The organism is Methylomonas sp. PHL2-19 (genome assembly GCF_059331595.1).
Genome location: NZ_CP196839.1, coordinates 3,457,060 through 3,476,995, shown reverse-complemented (window position 1 = coordinate 3,476,995; position 19,936 = coordinate 3,457,060). Strand labels below are relative to the sequence as shown.

Here is a 19,936-nt window from a genome sequence, read left to right as displayed (position 1 = left end):
GGGATGGACTCATCGGTAGCGAGAAAACAGGAACTTCGATTTTGGCAGAGCAGCCCCAAAGCCTATCCGATTTTGCGGAGCATTGTTTATTCAATGGCGACATTGAGCAAAAGCTTGTTTTAACTCATCAAGCCAGGCAGTTGTTGGATAACGGCTTATTGTCCCTGCAAACAGACCGGGCGGTCTTGCCGATATGCAACACCGTATTTCCAAGCCGGCCGAAATTGTTGATGCCGCGAGAAATGCCTAAACGTCGTCTGGATTCCAACGAGGGTAAAGCGGCTTTTTTTCATGCACTCGCGCATATCGAGTTCGTGGCAATTTATTTGGCTTGGGACATCATTTACCGATTTCCCGGCTTGCCGGACGATTTTTATCGGGATTGGCTGATCATCGCCGACGAAGAGGCGCAGCATTTCGAGTTGATTCGCACTCATTTGCTTGGTTTAGGATTCGATTACGGCGATTTGCCCGCACATCGCGGGCTTTGGTCGCATGCCGAAGAGACTTCGGATGACATTTTGGCGCGTTTGGCGATAGTGCCGCGTTGCATGGAGGCGCGCGGATTAGATGTGACGCCGGGTATGATGGATAAATTAGTCGCTATTGACGATCAGCCCGGTCTGGCTATCTTGCAGCGGATTTACGACGACGAAGTCGGGCATGTCGAGCGCGGTTCTTACTGGTTCAATAATCTGGCCAGACAGCGCGGTATGGAACCTGAACACTGCTTTAAAGACCTGATACTGAATTATTTCAAAGGCAAGCCCAAGGGACCCTTTAACCGAGAAGTGCGTATAATTGCCGGCTTCTCGAATAACGAAATCGATTGGCTGGAGGAGCGTTTGCATGAATAACAAACCGGTTTTTGATTATCCACTGTTTGCGATGGGCTTTAGGGCCTTTTTCGCGCTGGCGGGATTATCAGCTCTGGCTTTGATTGCAGTATGGAACTCAATGTCCAACGGTTCGCTGCATATCGATAATTACTTCACCGGCAGCACGTGGCATGCTCATGAAATGTTGCTTGGCTACACCACAGCGGTGATTGCCGGTTTTTTACTAACAGCAGTTAGAAACTGGACTGGCTTACAAACAGTGACTCCCGATCAACTGGCGTCGCTGTGTTTTTTATGGATTTATGGCCGGGTATTGCCTTTTTATTCCGAACTATTGCCCGATTTGTTGATAGGCACCGTCGATTTCGTATTTTTACCGGTGTTGGCGTATTTTGTGGGTAAGCCAATTCTAAAAACTGGCAACTATCAAAATCTGATTTTTATCGCCTTATTGCTGTTATTGGCCTTGGGCAATGGTTTGATTCACGCCCAAGTTTTGGGTATGGCCGCTAGTGCCTCGCTAGGGCTGATCCTGGTGGTTACCGTTATCGTTGCGATGATTTTGGTCATCGCTGGCCGGGTATTTCCGTTTTTTACCGAACGGGGGCTATCTGGGGTTATTTGTATTCGCAATCCGGCATTGGATATAGCCGCTGTTGCGGTGAGTTTGGCGGTGTTTGCATTATTGATGCTGAATATATCCGGCGCATTGTTGGCTGGTGCTGCGGTAGCGGCGATTGTGATTAATATTGTGCGAGTGGCGGCTTGGTACAACCCGCGGATTTGGTTTGTGCCCCTGCTTTGGGTTTTGTACATCGGCTATGGTTGGTTGATCCTTGGATTTGGCTTGGTATCCCTCTCTGCTTTTGCTGTGGTTCCGCAGTCTTTGGCTTTACACGCCTTTACTGTGGGCGGCATCGGTATTTTGACTTTGGGCATGATGGCCCGCGTTGCGTTGGGCCATACCGGCAGGGCGCTAAAAGCCTCGAATGTGATGGCGCTGGCCTTTGTGCTGATAAATCTGGCCGCGTTGTTTCGGGTGTTATTTCCGGCTTTGTTGCCAAACTGGTATGGCGGTTTGGTGATGGTGTCCACCTATTGCTGGTTGGCGGCGTTTTCCTTGTTCGCATTTTATTATTCGCCAATTTTGATGTCGCCCAGGTTGGATGGGCAGCCGGGGTAGCGTAGTTCATAAAAACAGTGGCGATGGCGGATGGTCTCGTCCAAGCGTGCCGTATTTTTTATACATTGAATTTGTTGGAGCGACAGTGTTAGGGTTGCTATATCGGTTTACTGCGCGATCTGGTCAATGAAATGAGAGTGAATGGAAGCAAATTGCGCGACAGGTTTGATGTGAACATGAGTCGGACGGATTGACTTTGGTCAACGGCGTCAAGGGTGTAAGCGGGTCTGTTCCTGGCAGGAGTAATGATCTTGGTCAGTGATAGCGGGCTTTGATAGGGTTGTAAAAAAGGCGGCTTTCAGCCGCCTTTTTTTGTGTCGAAACGTTTTTACTGCGCGCTGTAATGCGATTCGATATAACGCTCGACTATAGCTTGGAACTCTTCAGCGATATGTTCGCCTTTTAGGGTGACGGTTTTGAAACCGTCTTCAAAAACCGGCGCAACAGGTGACTCGCCGGTTCCGGGCAGACTGATGCCGATGTTGGCATTTTTGCTTTCGCCGGGGCCGTTGACGACGCAGCCCATCACCGCGACTTTCATATCTTCCACGCCTTTGTATTTATCTTTCCAAATAGGCATTTGGTCGCGTAAATAGCCTTGAATGTCTTGCGCCAGACGTTGGAAATAATCGCTGGTGGTGCGTCCGCAACCGGGGCAGGCCACTACCATGGGTGTGAAGGAGCGAAAATTCATGGTTTGCAGAATTTCCTGGGCCACAATGACTTCTTTGGTGCGCGCTGCGCCGGGTTCGGGTGTTAGGGATACCCGAATGGTGTCGCCTATGCCTTGTTGCATCAGTACGCCGAGCGCTGCTGCTGATGCGACGATGCCTTTGGAGCCCATGCCAGCTTCGGTAAGGCCTAAGTGCAAGGCGTAATCACAACGGCTGGACAGGTCTTGGTAAATGCTGATCAACTCCTGAACATCGCTAATTTTGCAGGATAGGATGATTTTGTCTTTGCCTAGCCCGATTTCCTGGGCTCTAGCCGCGCTTTCCAGGGCGGAGAGTATGATGGCTTCCCGGGTGATCAGGGGTAATTCTTTGGGTTGCGCTAATTGTCTGTTCTCGTCAAGCAAGCGGGTTAACACGGCTTGATCAAGACTGCCACCGTTGACGCCAATCCGCACGGGTTTGTTGTATTGAATCGCAAACTCTATCATCTGCTGAAATTGTGGGTCCCGCGCTTTGCCTTTGCCGACATTGCCGGGGTTGATACGGTATTTGGAAAGTGCTTGAGCGCAATCCGGATATTTTTCCAGTAACTTGTGGCCGTTAAAATGGAAGTCGCCGATAATGGGCACCGAAAAGCCTTTTTGTGCCAGTCGGTTGACGATTTCCGGTACGGCTTGCGCAGCTTCTTCACGGTCGACCGTGACGCGGACCATTTCCGAGCCGGCTGTTGCTAATTCCATGATCTGTTGAACGCTTCCTGCAACATCAGCTGTGTCGGTATTAGTCATGGATTGAACTACAATCGGAGCGTCGCCGCCGACTTTTACGTTTCCTACCAAAACCTGTTGGGTGTGTTTTCTGGAGCTAATCGACATAGAAGTGTGGTCTGCAAAAACTGAAAGTTATCTAAAAAATACCAAGTAATTCACTTAGGATATAAATTATACCTCCTTAGTAACAGGACGAAAGAGCAAATTGTGCGGATAAATTACTTTTCTGATGTGCATCTGGAATTTGGCGAGCAGAGTCTGCCGGAAACCGATGCCGATTTGGTCGTGGCGGCAGGCGATATCGGCATATTCAAACAAGGTGTCGAATGGTTGAGGTCTATCGGCAAGCCTGTGGTTTATGTGGCGGGTAACCATGAGTTTTATGGTTACGAATATCAACAGACTATCGATATGTTGCGTAGGGAATGTGCGGGCAGTCAAATTCAGTTCCTGGAAAAAGATCAGTTTATCTTCCAGGGTGTGCGCTTTTTGGGTTGCACCTTGTGGACGAATTTGTTTATCGAGGGCGCCGAAAAGGCCGAAGTGCTGGGAAATACCTTGAATGACTTTCGCAAGGTGTCATTTGCAGGCCAAACTTTCGAGCCCAAACACTTTACCGAACTACATCGGGAATCTAAATTCTGGTTAGAACAACAACTTGCCACGCCCTTTGCCGGCAGGACCATAGTGGTCACTCATCATGCGCCCACCGAATGGAGTTGGATCGATTCACCCAACGTACTTAAAAAGCTGGCTTATTGTAATGACTTGAAGCCTTTATTTCACGAATATGAAATAGCAGCCTGGTTTCACGGTCATGTGCACAATTTGGGTGATTACCGGATAGCGGATGCCCGTATCTTAAGCAATACCCGGGGGTATGTCGGGCGCAAGTATGTGAGTGGTTTTGATATCGATAAAGTGGTTGATATTTGAGCGGTATTTCCACTTATGCAGGGCGCTATCGCTCGGCTTAAAGGGCTACAAGCCTTGGGATTTTCCGTTGAGAAAGCCGATAACTTGTGATGTAATGAACATGTTTTGTCTTGAAGTGCCCTTTGGGATCGGTGTTTCGCAATGGGCTTTTTGCTGCAACTAGTCTGGGGAGCAGGCGTATTAACTATGCAATTTAATATAAAGAAAGGTTTGGATTTGCCTATAACAGGCGGACCCGAACAAAAGATTAGCGATGGTAACAGCATCAAATCGGTCGCCTTATTGGGTGCCGATTACATCGATCTGAAGCCGAAAATGATGGTTGCCGAAGGAGATAAGGTCAAATTAGGACAGGCCCTTTTTTCTGACAAAAAAAATCCTGGCGTCAACTTTACCTCACCCGGTGCGGGTGTGGTTAAAGCTATTAACCGTGGCGACAAGCGTGCGCTGTTGTCTGTGGTCATTGAATTGCAAGGAAATCAGCAAGAGTCTTTCGCCAAATACGGCGAAGCTGAGTTAGGCAATTTGACTCAAGAACAGGTTAAGGAAAATTTGCTGGCATCAGGATTGTGGACTGCGTTCCTGACACGTCCTTACGGCAAAATCCCTGCTGTCGATACAACGCCTAGTTCAATTTTTGTCACAGCGATAGATACTCGTCCGCTGGCGGCAGATCCTGCTGTCATTATCAAGGAACGTGCTGCCGATTTTGCTAATGGCTTGACTGTAGTTTCTAAGTTGACATCCGGTAAAACCTATCTTTGCAAAGCGACGGGCACTGATTTGGTAGCGAATCAAGCCGTTCAGGTAGCGGAGTTTTCCGGGCCGCATCCTGCCGGCTTGCCAAGCACCCATATTCATTTTATCGATCCGGTCAATATCCATAAATTCGTATGGCATATTGATTACCAGGCGGTGATTGCTATTGGCGCATTGTTTACTACAGGTAAGCTGAATGTAGAACGCATCGTTTCTTTGGCTGGTCCAACGGTTAAAAACCCAAGATTGGTACGCACACGTGTGGGCGCCAATCTGGACGATTTGGTTGCCGGCGAATTGCAAGATGTTGAAAACCGCGTAATTTCGGGCTCTGTTTTGTATGGCCACGAGGCTGCCGGATCTGTGGCATTTTTGAGTGCTTACAGTTTGCAAGTTTCTGCTATTAAAGAAGGTCGTGAACGTGAGCTTTTCGGTTGGATCGTTCCCGGCAAAGACAAATACTCGGCTATGAATGTGTACGTGTCGAGCAAAGATCGCAAAGATAATCGCCTGTTCCCGTTAACCACTGACAAAAATGGTAGCAATCGCGCCATTGTGCCGGTGGGAGTGTACGAGACAGTTATGCCTTTGGATATTTTGTCTACACCTTTATTGAAAGCCATTGTAGTCGGCGATACCGACACTGCACAGTCTCTTGGCTGCCTGGAACTGAGTGAAGAAGACGTGTCTTTGTTCACCTTTGTCGATCCAGGCAAGCATGACTTCGCGCCTGTGCTCAGAGCTAATTTAACTAAAATCGAGAAGGAAGGATAATGTCGGCTAGAGATATTTTAGATAGCATAGAGCCGCATTTTACAAAGGGCGGCAAGTTTGAAAAGTATTACGGTCTCTACGAGATGGTGGATACTTTTATTTACACGCCATCCGATGTAACGCGCGGAAAAACCCATGTACGTGACGGTAACGATCTGAAACGCACTATGACGTTTGTGGTAATCGCCACGGCGTTTTGTGTTTTGATGGCTTGGTACAACACGGGTTATCAAGCCAACTTAGCCATGAAGGGTATGGGTGTCGAGTCGATCAACAACTGGCGCAGCATTCCAATGGCGCTATTCGGCTACAACCCGTACAACCCGATTTCCTGTCTGGTGCACGGCATGTTGTATTTCTTCCCTGTTTACATCACTACCTTAGCGGTAGGTGGCGTTTGGGAAGTGTTGTTTGCAACCGTACGCAAGCATGAAGTCAACGAAGGTTTCTTGGTATCGTCAATGCTGTATACCTTAATCTTGCCGCCTGATATCCCCTTGTGGCAAGTGGCTTTAGGTATCTCGTTCGGTATCGTGTTGGGTAAAGAAGTTTTCGGTGGTACCGGTAAAAATTTCCTTAATCCCGCTTTGACAGGTCGTGCGTTCCTGTTTTTTGCGTATCCGGCTTCAATTTCCGGCGATGCGGTATGGGTTGCGGTGGACGGTTACAGTGGCGCGACGGCTTTATCGTTGGCATCGGCTGGTGGCGTGGAGGCGATTAAAGAGAGTTTCAGTTGGATCCAAGCGTTTTTGGGATTCATTCCCGGCTCGATGGGTGAAACATCCACATTAGCTTGTATGTTGGGCGCAGCATTCTTGTTATACACTCGCGTTGCTTCTTATCGCATTATGGCTGGTGTGTTGATCGGTATGATCGCTATGTCCACTTTATTGAATATCGTTGGCAGCACAACCAACCCAATGTTTGCGATGCCTTGGTACTGGCATATGGTAGTCGGTGGTTTTGCTTTCGGTACGGTGTTTATGGCAACTGATCCTGTTTCTGCCGCTGTGACCGACACCGGTCGCTGGATTTACGGCTGCATGATCGGCGTGATGATTATCATCATTCGGGTTATTAACCCGGCTTTCCCGGAAGGTGTGATGCTTGCAATTCTTTTCTCAAACATGTTTGCACCATTGATTGATTACTTTGTTGTTCAAGCAAATATTAGAAGAAGGATCAAACGCCATGCTTAATGCCGAGAAAAAAACCTGTAAGTACAACGAGCAGCTCTGCAAGTACTACGAACAGTTCAGAGTTTACGCCGACAGAATCCTGGCTTTAAGTAACGACAGCCTGGAAAAAACCGTCAACGTGGCTTTGGCCTTATGTTTGGTGTGCGCCGTATTGGTATCTATCGCTACAGTCGCTTTACGGCCTTTGCAAGGCTACAACAAAGCCCTGGACATGAAGAAAAACATTCTTGATGTGGCTGGTTTGTTGGAAGAGGGTACTGATATAGATAAAGCCTTTGCGGAAAGAATCGAAAGCAAGATTGTCGACCTGAAAACGGGTGATTACGTAGACAATATCAATGTCGACGAATACGACCAACGCAAGGCTGCTAAAGACCCTGCGCAGAACGAGTTGATTCCGGTCGAGAAAGATATTGCCAGCATCCGTCAAAAAGCCAAATACACCAAAGTGTTTTTGGTTAAAAACGGCGACCAGTTGCAATCCATTATTCTGCCTATCAACGGTTACGGTTTGTGGTCTACGATGTACGGCTTTTTAGCCTTGGAAGCTGATGCGCAAACGGTACAGAGTATCAACCTGTACGACCAAGGTGAAACCCCTGGCCTGGGTGGTGAGGTAGTCAATCCTAACTGGCGCGCGTTGTGGAAAGGCAAAAAAGTCTATTCCGATAAAGGCGAAGTGGCTTTGACTTTAGTGAAAGGTGGTGTCGATTCCAGTCGCCCGGATTCTGTTTACAAAGTGGATGGTTTGGCCGGCGCAACCCTAACCAGTCGTGGCGTCAGTAATTTGATCCAATACTGGATGGGTACCGAAGGTTTTGCCACCTATCTAAACAAAATTAGAAAAAACGGTTAGGACTTATCATGGATAAAGAAACTAAAAAAGTATTATTCGAACCGTTGGTCGATAACAACCCAATCACCCTGCAGGTGCTTGGTGTGTGTTCGGCGCTGGCGGTAACGTCGCAAATGTCTACCTCATTGATCATGGCATTGGCCTTGACCTCGGTTACTGCCTGTTCAAGCGCAGCGATTAGTGCGGTGCGCGAGCATATACCGAGCAGCATTCGGATTATCGTGCAGATGATCATCATTGCTTCGCTGGTTATTGTGGTCGATCAGTTGCTTAAAGCCTTTGCCTTTGATGTCAGCAAAAAGCTGTCGGTATTCGTTGGTTTGATTATTACCAACTGTATCGTCATGGGGCGTGCTGAAGCCTATGCGATGAAAAATCCGCCGCTGCAAAGCTTTGTTGACGGTATCGGTAACGGCTTAGGTTACAGTTTGATTCTGGTCATCGTGGCGCTGTTCAGAGAAACTTTGGGTTCAGGCAAACTGCTTGGTTTCGATGTGCTGCCTTTGGTCAAAGATGGTGGTTGGTATGTGCCTAACGGTATGATGCTACTGCCGCCCAGCGCGTTTTTCATTATCGGCTTGATCATTTGGGGTTTCCGTACCTGGAAACCCAAACAGGTGGAACACAACGAGTTCAAAATCATGTCGATTGCTCACGGTGAAGGGGGACATCACTAATGGAAGCCTATATCAGTCTGTTTGTTAAAGCGGTTTTCATTGAAAACCTGGCGCTGTCATTCTTCCTGGGTATGTGTACCTTCTTGGCGGTGTCCAAGAAGATCTCCACGGCCATGGGTTTGGGTATTGCCGTTATGGTGGTGCAAACCCTAACAGTGCCTGCCAATAACTTCATTTACCAAACTTTGTTGAAAGAAGATGCATTATCTTGGATAGGCATTACTGGCGTGGATTTAAGTTTTTTAAGCTTGTTGAGCTGCATCGGTATGATCGCTGCGATTGTGCAGATTCTGGAAATGATTTTGGATAAATTCTTTCCGGCTCTGTATCAAGCCTTGGGTATTTTCCTGCCGTTGATTACAGTGAACTGTGCGATCTTGGCTGGCAGCTTGTTCATGATCGAACGTGACTACAATTTTGGTGAAAGCGTGGTATACGGTATAGGCAGTGGTTTCGGCTGGGCTTTGGCGATTACCGTGATGGCCGGTGTGCGTGAGAAATTGAAATACAGCGATATTCCTGCTGCATTACAAGGTCTGGGCATCACTTTTATTACCGCTGGCTTGATGTCTCTGGGCTTCATGGCTTTCTCTGGAATTCAATTATAAGGGTATCGTAATGCTGGAAATTGCATTAGGTGTTATTTTCTTCACGGTCATCGTGATAGCGCTGGTATTTTTGATCATCGGCGCGAAAAGTAAACTGGTGGCCTCTGGCGATGTGGAAATTCTGATCAATAACGAAAAGAAAATCCATGTACCAGTTGGTTCCAAATTGTTGACCGCATTGGCGGACAACCAATTGTTCGTGTCCTCAGCTTGCGGCGGTGGCGGCACTTGTGGTCAATGTAAAGTGAAAGTGCACAGCGGCGGTGGCGACATTCTGCCAACCGAGCAATCGCATATCACCAAACGGGAAGCTGCACATGGTGAACGTCTGGCTTGCCAAGTGTCCATCAAGCAAAACATGGATATCGAAGTTGAAGATAGCGTATTCGGTGTAAAAAAATGGGAATGCACCGTTAAGTCCAACGACAACGTCGCAACGTTCATTAAAGAATTGGTGTTGGAATTGCCTGAAGGCGAAGCCATCAATTACCGTGCAGGTGGTTATATCCAAATCGAATGCCCGCCCCATATTTCAAAATATGCGGATATGGATGTTGCCGAGGAATACCGTCCTGATTGGGATAAATTCAATTTGTGGCGCTATGTGTCGGATGTAAAAGAACCGACTCTACGCGCGTACTCAATGGCATCTTATCCTGAAGAAAAGGAAATCATGCTGAACGTCAGGATTGCTACGCCGCCTCCAGGGGCGCCGGATGGCATTCCGCCAGGCATCATGTCGTCTTTTATCTTCAATCTGAAACCAGGTGATAAAGTCTTCGTATCCGGTCCTTACGGCGAGTTTTTTGCCAAAGAAACCGATGCTGAAATGGTCTTTATCGGTGGTGGTGCCGGTATGGCGCCGATGCGTTCGCATATCTTCGATCAACTACGCAGACTGAAATCCAAGCGTAAAATGACTTTCTGGTATGGCGCACGTAGCAAACGCGAAATGTTCTACGTTGAAGATTTCGATATGCTGGCCAAAGAAAACGACAATTTTGAATGGCATGTAGCCTTGTCGGATGCTTTACCTGAAGATAACTGGAAAGGTTATACCGGCTTCATTCACAACGTGTTGTTCGAAGAATTTATCAAGAAACATCCGAACCCAGAAGATTGTGAATACTACATGTGCGGGCCGCCAATCATGAACTCTTCAGTGATTAACATGCTGCTGGCTAATGGTGTGGATCCTGAAAATATTATGTTGGATGATTTCGGCGGTTAAGTTGTATTAATCTGACGCGAAGCACAGGGAGCGATTTTCGGATCGCTCCTTTTTTCGTTTCAGTGATTAGAAAAAACAGGAGAAAAAAATGGGTTATTTTTTAGTAACATTTTTATTTATGTTGATCGTTATTGCCGTCATGGCAGTCGGTGTGCTTTTCGGTCGGAATGCCATCAAGGGGTCTTGCGGAGGCACCGGCAATTGCGTATGCAGTGAGAAATGCGACAAAAGAAAGAAGTTTGAAGCTGAGCAAGCTAAAACATTGGAACAACATTAGGACTGCTTGCCCAAAGCGATAAACTAAGCTACTTCGGAGCGATAACTCTCCGAAACGTTAAGTTTATGCGTCCTTGAGTCAACTTCTGATCGACAGGAATACTATGCAGCCAGTGGTGTTGAAAATCGGGCTGCATAATCAATAGCATTCCACTAGTCAGTAAAATACTGCCGCTTTCCGCGGTTTTTTTATGCCGAAATGCAAATTGTCGGGTCGCTCCCAGCGTCAATGATGCGATAAAAGGCTGTGGTCCCAACTCCGCTTCGTTATCCGCATGCCAGCCTACATAATCATCGCCGTTGCGATATAAATTCACTAATACCGAATTAAACGAAAAGTTTAAGAACTGTTCGATTTTTTGCCTTATATCCGATAGTAATGGCGTCCAGGGCCGAGTTTTTAATAGATTATTGCTGTAGCTATAAACTATCCCCGGATCAGCATGCCAGGTTTGCAGGCGGGGTAAAGTAAATTCCCGACCGGCAACGCTGTAACAATTGTCGGGCCAATTTTGTTCCTGGAGCAAACGCCTATAGATAGCATCGCTTTCGGCGGCGTCGTAAAAATCTCTTATTATTCTCAGCTCCTTATCAGGCGTCATTCGTCTTGCAATTCCTGCTGTGCTTTAATATGCGAAGCTAGTGCACTGTCCATTGTCGTAATGTGCAATAAAAACCATTGCGGCAGACGCTCCTTGACAAAAGCACGACCAAAGGAAATTAAGCCTTTGTCGATCCGGGTTTTAAACTGTTTGAATTCTTCCAAAACCCGTTGATGTTCGCCTTTGTGTTCGGTTTCCGCCGGAAATCCGAATTGCGCCATTAACCGATTTTCAGATTCAAAATGTTCTTCGGTGTGTTGATACAATTGCGCAAACAAGCCCGGAAAGTCAGTGTTATTGGCCTTATCCAATTGATTTACCAAATCAATAAAGATGCCGTGATCATGATCGATGTGAGCATAACCAACACTCAGGGGTATGGTTCTGTCGAATATTGTCATTTGAACACTCGTGTGATTTGTAAACTAATGCACTAAAGCATGTTTTATGCCCAGTAATCGCCGACGATAAAACCGATGGATGATTGTCGATGGCAATTAAAGCGCCGGCCAGATTTAATCGGGTATTACCTCATCAACTCTACTAACGATGCGCCCATCGGCCATTCTAATGTCGAACAGTTCAAGCTTGGCTAACTGTTTAACCGACTTCACCAGCTGGGAGCTTTCGTGTCGTTGCACGATAGCATAACCGCGTTCCAGCGTTGCCAGTGGACTAATCGCATGTAAGGTTTGTGACATCGCGTGTTGCCGATTTTTCAATGCCGTCAGTTTAATTTGCATCGAACGGCTTAATCGTTGTTGGAAGTAATCAAGTTGCTGCCGATAGCCGTGAATCGATACCAACGGTTGCTGTCCGTTCAGACGCTGGGTGTTTAACGCCAGACGCTGGCGGCACAGCCCCAAGCCGGCTCGCGTCGCTCGATCCAAGCGTTGTTCCAATTCGTCGAGACGCTGGGCATTGCGTTGTAGTTTTTCGCCCGGATGTTGGGTTTGTAGGGCTTTATTTAGCCAACTCAAATGCATCTGTTGCTGCTGTAATTTATCCTGCATTTGCCGGGTTAGTTGGCGCTCGATAGCTGTAAAGCGATTAAGCCAGGCGGATTGGTCCGGCACCGCACATTCGGCCGCTACCGATGGTGTCGGCGCGCGCAAATCAGCGACGAAATCGGCGATGCTGAAATCCACCTCGTGGCCTATTGCTGAAATCACTGGAATTTCGCTGGCCGCTACCGCCCTGGCGACAATTTCTTCGTTAAACGCCCACAAATCTTCCAGCGACCCGCCGCCGCGCGCTAGGATGATCACATCTACCAGAGCTTGTTTATTGGCTGCTGCCAATGCCGCGCTGATCTCGAATTTAGCGCTTTCGCCCTGCACCGCTACCGGATAGATCAGCACCGGGATCGCCGGAAAGCGCCTTTTCAGTACGCTGAGAATATCGTGAATCGCTGCGCCACTGGCCGAGGTGATGACGCCGATTTGTGTTGGCAGTGGCGGCAGCGGTTTCTTGCGGTTTTGCTCGAACAAACCCTCCTGTAATAGCTTTTGTTTTAAGCGTTCGTAAGCCAGACGCAATGCGCCGTCACCTGCTTCTTCCAATTGTTCCACCACCAATTGATAATCGCCGCGCGGTTCGTACAAACTGACTTGCGCGGTGGCGACCACCAGATTGCCGTTGGCAGGTTTGAACCTTAGTCGTTGCTGTTGTCCTTTGAACATGGCGCAGCGGATCTGGGCTTGCGCGTCTTTCAAGGTAAAGTAGTAATGGCCGGAAGAGGGCAGGCTGAGATTGGAAATCTCGCCTTGTACTTGCACGGTTAAGAAATGGCTGGCCAGCAAGCGTTTGGCTTCGCGGTTTAGCTGAGATACGCTGAAGATCTGCTCGGAATTACTCATCGAATGCTTGAAAGTGCAGGGCGAATAGGTTGAAAACCTTATTTTACGGCGGTTTGCCGCAAATAACAGGGGCTTTTACTTTGCGGAAGTGTTTCCAGGTAAGCTGCGCTAAAATGCTGTCTCGGTAATGATTTCGGCTTTAGCGAACAAGGAACTACGGATGCATGAACATCAATTGAGTAACTGGCAACATTCGCACGATTTCGCGCGGATCAATCGCAAAGGCGAGCGGCGTACGAAATGGGTGCTGCTTCTGACGTTTGCGACGATGATTGTGGAAATTGTCGCCGGTATGCAGTTTCATTCGATGGCGTTGTTGGCGGACGGATGGCATATGGCTACGCATGTGGTGGCTTTTATGATCGCAATCTTCGCCTACCGTTACAGCCGTATCCACCAGAATGATCAAACCTTCGCATTTAGCCCCGCCAAGGTGGGTGTATTGGGCGGATTTGCCAGTTCGATAGCATTGGCGATGGTAGCCTTGGTAATGATTGCCGACTCGGTACAACGGCTACTGATGCCGGAAATAATTCGCTTTGACGAGGCGATTTTAGTCGCGCAAGTGGGCTTGCTGATCAATCTGCTAAGCGCGCTGTTATTGCGAGATCATCACGACCACCACCATGGACACGGGCATAATGCTCACCATGACCATGACCATGACCATGACCATGACGAACATGATCATGATCACAAGGATCATGGCCAGCGCTCCCACCATCACGATCACAACCTAAGAGCGGCCTATCTACACGTAATGGCGGATGCGCTGACATCGGTATTGGCCATCGTCGCCTTGGTGGCTGGCAAATATTACGGTTGGGTTTGGCTGGATACGGTGATGGGTTTTGTTGGCGCGACAGTGATTCTGGTCTGGGCTTACGGCTTAATCAAAGACACTAGCCCCGTATTGCTGGACCAGACCATGAACCCCAAATACACCCACGCGATACAAACCGCGCTGGAGGAAGACGGCGAATGCCTTGTCAGTGATCTGCATGTTTGGCCCGTTAGTGCAAATCATTATGCGGCAATCGTGGTTTTGGTCACGCAGCAGCCAAAATCGCCCAGTTATTACAAGAATCTATTGGGCAAATTCGCGCAGCTCGACCATATCACCGTGGAAGTCAATTGTTGTAAGGGTCAGGATTGCGTTGCAGAATAATCGCGTCGTTGCCGATGAATTCTATTTGGCAATGATAATGCGCCGCTAACCAATGAAAAGTCGGTCGCGAGAAAAAAGCGATGTGGGTTTGATCGTTTTTGTAATGCCATTTGGCAAAGGCCTCGGCATCTATGACCAATTTGGTCATGATGCCCAGCCAGCCGCCCGGTTTTAATAATCTAAATAGCGTGTCGAATTCGCGTTGCGGCGCGCGAAAATGCTCTACAACCTCGGTGCAGACGATAAATTCGTAGGTCCCTTGCAAGTGCTCAGGAAAGTCCGCATAGAATGGGTCATAGACATTGACTCGATGCCCTTGCGCCTTGAACAGTTCTGCAAGCGCCGGGCCCGGGCCGCAACCATAATCAAGTCCAATGGAATTGTTAGGTAATTTTCTGAGCAAAGGCTTTGCCAAGCGGGATAGAAATTCGATGTAGCCTGGATCGTCGATGGTATTTTGATGTAGATCATAAATTGCTTTTTCCTGGCTTGGCGTTAAGTGCTGAGAGCAAGCGATATACACCAGTAAGCAATGCCGGCACTGAGCGTAATCGCGTTTTGCGTCGCGGTGATAAAGATGGATATCGAGGCTGTTACAGAGTGGGCAGGATGGTGCCGGCATAATTAATTTGGGCTTTTGCTTGACGCATGGGCGATATGCTGTAGAATGCGCCGCTCTCTACTGCGGAGCGGTAGTTCAGTTGGTTAGAATACCGGCCTGTCACGCCGGGGGTCGCGGGTTCGAGCCCCGTCCGCTCCGCCACTTTCGTTTTTATCTGCGTTTTAATCTCATCGTTTAAGTGACATTGATGATGAGTATCTAACAAGCATTTTAGTTTGCAATATTCCTAAACCGTTGCCAGATAATTTTAAATGTCAGCGTCAAGGTTGGATCGTTCTCGGCAACGCGCTTATCCAGGTTATCCGGATCTGCCCAACAGCCTTCGTCGATTTCATCTGCCGCTAAGCTAAACGGTCCGTTATGCCGGCAACGGTAGACCTGGATAAATTCCATACCCAAGTCGGTGCTAGGTTCCAATTTAAATAAACTCTCCAGGCTTTCGGCAAATATGCCCAATTCCTCCTTTAATTCACGAGGCGCGCAACGGTCATAGCTTTCGCCGGCGTCGACGTGACCAGCCGCCGAGGTATCCCATAAGCCTTTGTTCAAATCTTTTTTCATCGAGCGCTTTTGCAGAAACAACTGACCCGCATCGTTGAAAACCAGAATATGCACGGCCCGATGACGCAGTCTGTTGGCGTGAATCACCGACCTGGGTTGTTGGGCAATCACTGTATCGTCGCTATCGACGACATCGAGAAGTTCGTTGTGCATGTAAACTATCGATTCCTGAAGCAAGGTCGTGTATGGTAGCTGTTTTTAGTGCATGTCGCAGAGAACATATGGCAAGAAGAAGCGAACATAGTCAGGAACAAATCAAGGAAATGGTGTTGGTCGCCGCGGAAACTATCGTTATAGAGGACGGCTATAGTGCTCTGACGGTGCGCAAAATCGCGATGGAAATCGGCTATACCGTGGGCAGCATTTATATGGTATTTGCCAACATGAATGATTTGCTGACCCACGTCAAAGGCCGCACTCTGGACGAGCTGGCTAAACAATTGCTTAACTGTGAACCTTCCGCTAGTGTCGAGGAAAATATTATGATCTTGGCTGAAACCTACCTGAATTTTGCCGCCCAGCATTTCAATCGCTGGCGAATGATCTTCGATATTCAGAGCGAGGAGCCTCAGCCTGACTGGTATCTACAAAAGGTGGAGCAGATGTTTGCGATTGTCGAGGTGTTGTTTATCCAGCTTACACCCGGCAGCTCCGCGGAACAAAGCCGGCTGGCAGCCAGAACTTTGTGGAGCGGCGTGCATGGAATCTGTATTTTGTCGCTAACCGCCAAACCGCAGGCTAGCGACATCGAAGCATCCAGGCTAAGCGTGGATTTATTGGTGCAAACCTTTATTCAAGGCTGGAAGGCGCTTGCTCCAGTTCAGGTAAATGCCAAACCACCAGAAAAGTAGCCGCTAGCAGCAGAAAACCCAGACCGATCAGCGCGGTAATCGGTGTGACTTGTTCGGCCGCCGCCAGGGTGTAGCCGCCGACCGACAATAACATTGCTACATTCTGGAAAAAATTCTGCATCGCTACCGCGCCGCCGCTGCCTATGCTTTGCTGGCCGATCTCCTGTAAAGCAGCGTTGATTGGGACGATAAACATGCCGCCGGCCATACCCATTAAAAACAACACAAACCGCGCCGGCCAGACTGCTTCCGTGAAACTTAGGGCGATGATGAAGATGCTCATCAGATAGGCCGGGATGCGCGCCCGGCGCAAATGTTCCAGCGGAATTAAGCGCGGGACCAGGACCGAACCGGCGATGATACCGATAGCCAAAAATAGCGTGAGATTGGCAATATCGCTGGCGTTATGCGTCATTAACACCAACGGCGCCCAGGCGATGATAATCACCCGCACACTGGCTGCTGCTGCCCAAAACAAGGATGCGCCCAGCACCGCGAACCGCGAACGCGGCATCGCCAAAAAAGTTTTAACTTCCAAATAAAACAATACAATTTTCGAGCCGGTCGGCGCCGCTTTACGTAAACCTATCGGTAAGAACAAGGTGGCTGCCGCCGAGATCAAAAACAAGACTATTGTGGCGACCAACGCCCAACTGGTCGAATAATCGGCTAGTTTTGCACCAACCACCATACCGGTTAATATCGCCAGTATCGTCGAGCCCTCAATCCAGCTATTGGCTTTGACCAGACCGTTGTGGCCGGCCAGTTCCGGCAAAATGCCGTATTTGGCCGGACTGTACAAGGCAGCGCCGACACCGACCACGCAATACGCCAATAGAGGCTCGACGTTAAATAGCAACAAACCCGCGCCGCAAGCCTTGATCAGATTGGCGACAATCAACACCCGCGATTTGGCGTGACTGTCCGCAAATCCGCCCACCCAGGGCGCCAACACTACGAATGCCACCAGAAACACGCTTTGCAAAGCCGGCACGTACCAACTGACAGGGTGCGCATCCTGCATCACCATGGCGATGACCGTAAACAATATGGCGTTGTCGGCAAATGCCGAGAGGAATTGCGCGATTAAAAGGGGATAGATGTGTTTGCTCATGGCGTTACATGGTAGTTAATTTAGGCTGGACATTCGCGGAACTCGCTCAATCTGAATCGGCGTTACCGCCTTCCAGTAATCGCGCCGCTAACGCTGTCGCGCCTGGATAATCGGTTTTTCCGGTCGCCAATACCGGCAGTTTATCCAGCACAAACAATTTTTTAGGGAGATTGATGGTGGCGACGCCAGGGGAGGCGTCGGCTAATTGTTTGGCGTTGGCGTCGCGGCGGGTCGTCAACAGAATGAGTTGTTCGCCTTTTTTAGGATCGGGCAGACTGACCACCACATGCTGCGCTTCCGGCCAAGCGTGGATGGCCAATTGTTCCACCGCGGTGAGAGATACCATTTCCCCACCGATTTTCGCGAAACGTTTACTGCGGCCTTGAATGTGAATAAAGCCTTCCTCGTCGACATGGACGATGTCGCCGGTATCGTACCAACCTTCGCCGAAAGCAGCGGAGCAGGGTGGCACCAAAACCCCAGGATTGTCCGGCAGTAGATAACCTTTCATGATGTTGGGGCCGGCAACATGCAATTTACCGGCGTTCTCAATGCCAGGCACCGGTTCCAGCTTGTGCAGCATATCGGGCATGAAGCGGCCGACGCTGCCGGCTTTGTAATCCATTGGCGTATTCACCGACGTAACCGGCGAGGTTTCCGTAGCGCCATAGCCCTCCAAGATACGGATACCGAATTTATCCAGCCAAGTGGTGCGGGTGGTTTCCTGCAATTTTTCGGCGCCGGCTACCACGTAACGCAAAGAGTAAAAATCGTAAGGATGGGCTTTTTTGGCATATGCCGCTAAAAATGTATTGGTGCCGAACATGATGGTTGCGCCGACCTCGTATGCCATCTCCGGTATTACCGCATAATGCAGTGGCGACGGGTAAAAAAAGCTGGTCATGCCGTTCAATATCGGCATCATCGTACCGACCGTAAAGCCGAAGGAATGGAACATCGGCAGAAAATTCAGCACCACATCGCCCGGTCCAAAATCGATGCGCGCTCTGATTTGTTTATGATTGGCCAGGATATTGGCATGCGACAACACCACGCCTTTCGGTAAGCCTTCCGAACCTGAAGTAAACAATACCACTGCCGCATCGTCGGCATCATAATCCTGGCTTTTGTACCAAAATCTTGCAGTTTTAGCCTGTAGCAAGCCGATGATTTTGTCGAAGCCTGTTAATGATGTCGCCAAGTCTTCCAAATAAATTAATTTGACGTGTTGTGCCAGCGTTGCGGCTTCGTCTCCGAGTTTCGCTAATTCAATGAATTTGCGAGAAGTCAGCACAATATTGATTTGTCCGGTGCGGCAAGCGGCAGCCATACCGGCGGCGCCTATTGAATAATTCAGCATCGCCGGTACCCGCTGATAAATCTGTAAACCCAGTACCACGTTCAGCGTCTTACAGCTATTGGGCAGCAACACGCCGACATTCTCGCCGGTTTGCGTGAGGGTTTTGATTAGTTTGCCCACGATGATGCTGCGGGTGATCAGAGCATCGTAGCTTAGTGGCTTGCGCTCCAGATCTTCCGCAACGGTGTAACGTCCGCCATGTAAAGCCCGAGCTTCCAATAAGGCCGCAAAGATGGTTTGTTGGTAATGACTGGTGGCAAACATCATTTCCGTCATGATGTCAGCCAGGATGTGGCCGCTATGCTTGCGGCGGGCTTTGCCGGTCACATCGCCGTGAGTCTCGATCAAGGTTGGCGGCTGAATATGAATGGTGATGCGCGGAAACCAGTGTTGACGCACGCTGCCCAGCTTGGAAAAGCGGCTGTATTCAGCGCCGTCGATGCGAATCGGCAACAAGGTTGCCCCCGATTTATCGGCAACCATGCCGGTGCCGTCGTAGATTTTCATCAAGGAGCCGGTCACGGTGATCCGGCCTTCCGGAAAAATCACGGTTTTGGTATCGCTTTGTAAATGATGAATCAACGCCTTTAAAGACAAGGGATGCGTTGGATCCATCGGAAACACTTTGGATAAACGCAAAAATGGTTTCAGCCACCAGCGTTCAGAGATTTGGGTATTGATCGCAAAGGTGATGTCGTCCGGCAAAAACACGCCCAGCAGCAAAGGATCGAGAAATGAAGTGTGGTTGGCGACGATCAACACGCGGTTGCCGGCTTTAGCGTAATTTTCCAGCCCGTGGACCTTCACTCGATAGACTAGCGTCAACAGCCAGCGTAAAACAATTTTTAACATGATATTCCTCCCGTAAGCGCATATTAGCAGACAGATTGCGATTTGCCGGAAGGCACTATAACGACAAACTAAACGTTGTTCAATTTAATTTTCCCTTTGCCTACTAAAAACGAAAAAGCCATCCCCAAGGGATGGCTTTTGACATTGCTACCACCTTGTCCGTCG

20 protein-coding genes and 1 tRNA gene are annotated in these 19,936 nt (G+C 48.9%); 13 read left to right on the top strand and 8 right to left on the bottom strand.

From position 1 onward, the window contains the following. Nucleotides 1-41 precede the first annotated feature (41 nt). A complete protein-coding gene (locus ACR02O_RS16075) occupies nt 42-857 on the top strand; it encodes a ferritin-like domain-containing protein (protein ID WP_458137743.1) in 816 nt (271 codons plus the stop codon). Next, on the top strand, nt 850-2,022 hold the full coding sequence (locus tag ACR02O_RS16070; RefSeq protein ID WP_458137742.1) for an NnrS family protein: 1,173 nt from the start codon (nt 850-852) through the stop codon (nt 2,020-2,022). Before ACR02O_RS16075 ends, ACR02O_RS16070 begins: the two co-directional genes overlap by 8 nt. A gap of 328 nt (nt 2,023-2,350) precedes the next feature. Here the strand turns inward: ACR02O_RS16070 and ispG are convergent, their stop codons facing one another. Next, nucleotides 2,351-3,571: a flavodoxin-dependent (E)-4-hydroxy-3-methylbut-2-enyl-diphosphate synthase gene (gene ispG, locus ACR02O_RS16065; RefSeq protein WP_319961503.1), complete on the bottom strand. Its 1,221-nt coding sequence runs from the start codon at nt 3,569-3,571 to the stop codon at nt 2,351-2,353. 102 nt (nt 3,572-3,673) lie between these two features. Here ispG and ACR02O_RS16060 point away from each other — a divergent pair, with 102 nt between their 5' ends. The 8 genes from ACR02O_RS16060 to nqrM all read left to right on the top strand — a co-directional run bounded on the left by ACR02O_RS16060 (nt 3,674) and on the right by nqrM (nt 10,783). Next, a complete protein-coding gene (locus ACR02O_RS16060; protein WP_458137741.1) occupies nt 3,674-4,402 on the top strand; it encodes a metallophosphoesterase in 729 nt (242 codons plus the stop codon). 186 nt (nt 4,403-4,588) lie between these two features. Continuing rightward, complete coding sequence (locus ACR02O_RS16055; protein ID WP_458137740.1) at nt 4,589-5,935, top strand: Na(+)-translocating NADH-quinone reductase subunit A; 1,347 nt, start codon at nt 4,589-4,591, stop codon at nt 5,933-5,935. Continuing rightward, a complete protein-coding gene (locus ACR02O_RS16050; RefSeq protein WP_319961502.1) occupies nt 5,935-7,134 on the top strand; it encodes an NADH:ubiquinone reductase (Na(+)-transporting) subunit B in 1,200 nt (399 codons plus the stop codon). The genes ACR02O_RS16055 and ACR02O_RS16050 overlap by 1 nt, the downstream gene beginning before the upstream one ends. Continuing rightward, the gene (locus tag ACR02O_RS16045) at nt 7,127-7,990 is read left to right on the top strand and encodes a Na(+)-translocating NADH-quinone reductase subunit C (RefSeq protein WP_033159350.1); all 864 of its coding nucleotides are present in this window, start codon (nt 7,127-7,129) and stop codon (nt 7,988-7,990) included. The genes ACR02O_RS16050 and ACR02O_RS16045 overlap by 8 nt, the downstream gene beginning before the upstream one ends. Before the next feature lie 8 nt (nt 7,991-7,998). Further along, complete coding sequence (locus ACR02O_RS16040; RefSeq protein WP_020481963.1) at nt 7,999-8,667, top strand: NADH:ubiquinone reductase (Na(+)-transporting) subunit D; 669 nt, start codon at nt 7,999-8,001, stop codon at nt 8,665-8,667. Beyond that, the gene (nqrE, locus tag ACR02O_RS16035) at nt 8,667-9,275 is read left to right on the top strand and encodes an NADH:ubiquinone reductase (Na(+)-transporting) subunit E (RefSeq protein ID WP_101052580.1); all 609 of its coding nucleotides are present in this window, start codon (nt 8,667-8,669) and stop codon (nt 9,273-9,275) included. Before ACR02O_RS16040 ends, nqrE begins: the two co-directional genes overlap by 1 nt. Before the next feature lie 10 nt (nt 9,276-9,285). Continuing rightward, nucleotides 9,286-10,506 carry an NADH:ubiquinone reductase (Na(+)-transporting) subunit F gene (gene nqrF, locus ACR02O_RS16030; protein ID WP_033159347.1) on the top strand — a complete coding sequence of 407 codons (1,221 nt, stop codon included), beginning with the start codon at nt 9,286-9,288 and terminating at the stop codon, nt 10,504-10,506. Between the two features lie 88 nt (nt 10,507-10,594). Next, entirely contained in the window at nt 10,595-10,783 is a 189-nt protein-coding gene (nqrM, locus tag ACR02O_RS16025; protein ID WP_033159346.1) for a (Na+)-NQR maturation NqrM, read from the top strand. A 28-nt stretch (nt 10,784-10,811) separates the two neighbouring features. Here the strand turns inward: nqrM and ACR02O_RS16020 are convergent, their stop codons facing one another. The 3 genes from ACR02O_RS16020 to xseA form a co-directional block, all read right to left on the bottom strand. Beyond that, nucleotides 10,812-11,384 (bottom strand): alpha-ketoglutarate-dependent dioxygenase AlkB family protein, encoded by a 573-nt coding sequence (locus ACR02O_RS16020; RefSeq protein WP_171695024.1) that lies wholly within the window; start codon nt 11,382-11,384, stop codon nt 10,812-10,814. Continuing rightward, on the bottom strand, nt 11,381-11,785 hold the full coding sequence (locus tag ACR02O_RS16015) for a bacteriohemerythrin (RefSeq protein ID WP_051670515.1): 405 nt from the start codon (nt 11,783-11,785) through the stop codon (nt 11,381-11,383). The genes ACR02O_RS16020 and ACR02O_RS16015 overlap by 4 nt, the downstream gene beginning before the upstream one ends. Before the next feature lie 114 nt (nt 11,786-11,899). Then, nucleotides 11,900-13,243 (bottom strand): exodeoxyribonuclease VII large subunit, encoded by a 1,344-nt coding sequence (gene xseA / locus ACR02O_RS16010; protein ID WP_458137739.1) that lies wholly within the window; start codon nt 13,241-13,243, stop codon nt 11,900-11,902. Nucleotides 13,244-13,403: 160 nt separating this feature from the next. Between xseA and dmeF the strand changes: the two genes are divergently transcribed. Further along, the gene (gene dmeF, locus ACR02O_RS16005) at nt 13,404-14,411 is read left to right on the top strand and encodes a CDF family Co(II)/Ni(II) efflux transporter DmeF (RefSeq protein WP_494521998.1); all 1,008 of its coding nucleotides are present in this window, start codon (nt 13,404-13,406) and stop codon (nt 14,409-14,411) included. Here the strand turns inward: dmeF and ACR02O_RS16000 are convergent. Further along, nucleotides 14,374-15,033 (bottom strand): class I SAM-dependent methyltransferase, encoded by a 660-nt coding sequence (locus tag ACR02O_RS16000; RefSeq protein ID WP_458137737.1) that lies wholly within the window; start codon nt 15,031-15,033, stop codon nt 14,374-14,376. The two genes, dmeF and ACR02O_RS16000, sit on opposite strands and share 38 nt — an antisense overlap. 64 nt (nt 15,034-15,097) lie before the next feature. Between ACR02O_RS16000 and ACR02O_RS15995 the strand changes: the two genes are divergently transcribed. Continuing rightward, a tRNA-Asp gene (locus ACR02O_RS15995) sits at nt 15,098-15,174 on the top strand. A gap of 69 nt (nt 15,175-15,243) precedes the next feature. On the opposite strand, the gene ACR02O_RS15990 is transcribed toward ACR02O_RS15995, so the two are convergent. After that, nucleotides 15,244-15,747, bottom strand: a complete 504-nt coding sequence (locus tag ACR02O_RS15990; protein ID WP_458137736.1) for an NUDIX hydrolase — start codon at nt 15,745-15,747, stop codon at nt 15,244-15,246. A gap of 68 nt (nt 15,748-15,815) precedes the next feature. On the opposite strand from ACR02O_RS15990, the gene ACR02O_RS15985 reads away from it, so the two are divergent. After that, nucleotides 15,816-16,445, top strand: coding sequence for a TetR/AcrR family transcriptional regulator (locus ACR02O_RS15985; RefSeq protein ID WP_458137735.1), 630 nt, complete (start codon nt 15,816-15,818; stop codon nt 16,443-16,445). Here ACR02O_RS15985 and lplT read toward each other — a convergent pair. Further along, nucleotides 16,384-17,559, bottom strand: a complete 1,176-nt coding sequence (gene lplT, locus ACR02O_RS15980; protein ID WP_458137734.1) for a lysophospholipid transporter LplT — start codon at nt 17,557-17,559, stop codon at nt 16,384-16,386. The genes ACR02O_RS15985 and lplT overlap by 62 nt on opposite strands. A gap of 46 nt (nt 17,560-17,605) precedes the next feature. Further along, entirely contained in the window at nt 17,606-19,771 is a 2,166-nt protein-coding gene (locus tag ACR02O_RS15975) for an AMP-binding protein (protein WP_458137733.1), read from the bottom strand. Between the last annotated feature and the right edge of the window lie 165 nt (nt 19,772-19,936).

What these genes read in the sequence shown, in the direction of transcription:
- ACR02O_RS16070 (WP_458137742.1), top strand. Translation starts at nt 850, where the DNA reads ATGAATAACAAACCGGTTTTTGATTATCCACTGTTTGCGATGGGCTTT.
- ispG (WP_319961503.1), bottom strand. Translation starts at nt 3,571, where the DNA reads ATGTCGATTAGCTCCAGAAAACACACCCAACAGGTTTTGGTAGGAAAC.
- ACR02O_RS16055 (WP_458137740.1), top strand. Translation starts at nt 4,589, where the DNA reads ATGCAATTTAATATAAAGAAAGGTTTGGATTTGCCTATAACAGGCGGA.
- ACR02O_RS16050 (WP_319961502.1), top strand. Translation starts at nt 5,935, where the DNA reads ATGTCGGCTAGAGATATTTTAGATAGCATAGAGCCGCATTTTACAAAG.
- ACR02O_RS16045 (WP_033159350.1), top strand. Translation starts at nt 7,127, where the DNA reads ATGCTTAATGCCGAGAAAAAAACCTGTAAGTACAACGAGCAGCTCTGC.
- ACR02O_RS16040 (WP_020481963.1), top strand. Translation starts at nt 7,999, where the DNA reads ATGGATAAAGAAACTAAAAAAGTATTATTCGAACCGTTGGTCGATAAC.
- nqrE (WP_101052580.1), top strand. Translation starts at nt 8,667, where the DNA reads ATGGAAGCCTATATCAGTCTGTTTGTTAAAGCGGTTTTCATTGAAAAC.
- nqrF (WP_033159347.1), top strand. Translation starts at nt 9,286, where the DNA reads ATGCTGGAAATTGCATTAGGTGTTATTTTCTTCACGGTCATCGTGATA.
- nqrM (WP_033159346.1), top strand. Translation starts at nt 10,595, where the DNA reads ATGGGTTATTTTTTAGTAACATTTTTATTTATGTTGATCGTTATTGCC.
- ACR02O_RS16020 (WP_171695024.1), bottom strand. Translation starts at nt 11,384, where the DNA reads ATGACGCCTGATAAGGAGCTGAGAATAATAAGAGATTTTTACGACGCC.
- ACR02O_RS16015 (WP_051670515.1), bottom strand. Translation starts at nt 11,785, where the DNA reads ATGACAATATTCGACAGAACCATACCCCTGAGTGTTGGTTATGCTCAC.
- xseA (WP_458137739.1), bottom strand. Translation starts at nt 13,243, where the DNA reads ATGAGTAATTCCGAGCAGATCTTCAGCGTATCTCAGCTAAACCGCGAA.
- dmeF (WP_494521998.1), top strand. Translation starts at nt 13,404, where the DNA reads ATGCATGAACATCAATTGAGTAACTGGCAACATTCGCACGATTTCGCG.
- ACR02O_RS16000 (WP_458137737.1), bottom strand. Translation starts at nt 15,033, where the DNA reads ATGCCGGCACCATCCTGCCCACTCTGTAACAGCCTCGATATCCATCTT.
- ACR02O_RS15990 (WP_458137736.1), bottom strand. Translation starts at nt 15,747, where the DNA reads ATGCACAACGAACTTCTCGATGTCGTCGATAGCGACGATACAGTGATT.
- ACR02O_RS15985 (WP_458137735.1), top strand. Translation starts at nt 15,816, where the DNA reads ATGGCAAGAAGAAGCGAACATAGTCAGGAACAAATCAAGGAAATGGTG.
- lplT (WP_458137734.1), bottom strand. Translation starts at nt 17,559, where the DNA reads ATGAGCAAACACATCTATCCCCTTTTAATCGCGCAATTCCTCTCGGCA.
- ACR02O_RS15975 (WP_458137733.1), bottom strand. Translation starts at nt 19,771, where the DNA reads ATGTTAAAAATTGTTTTACGCTGGCTGTTGACGCTAGTCTATCGAGTG.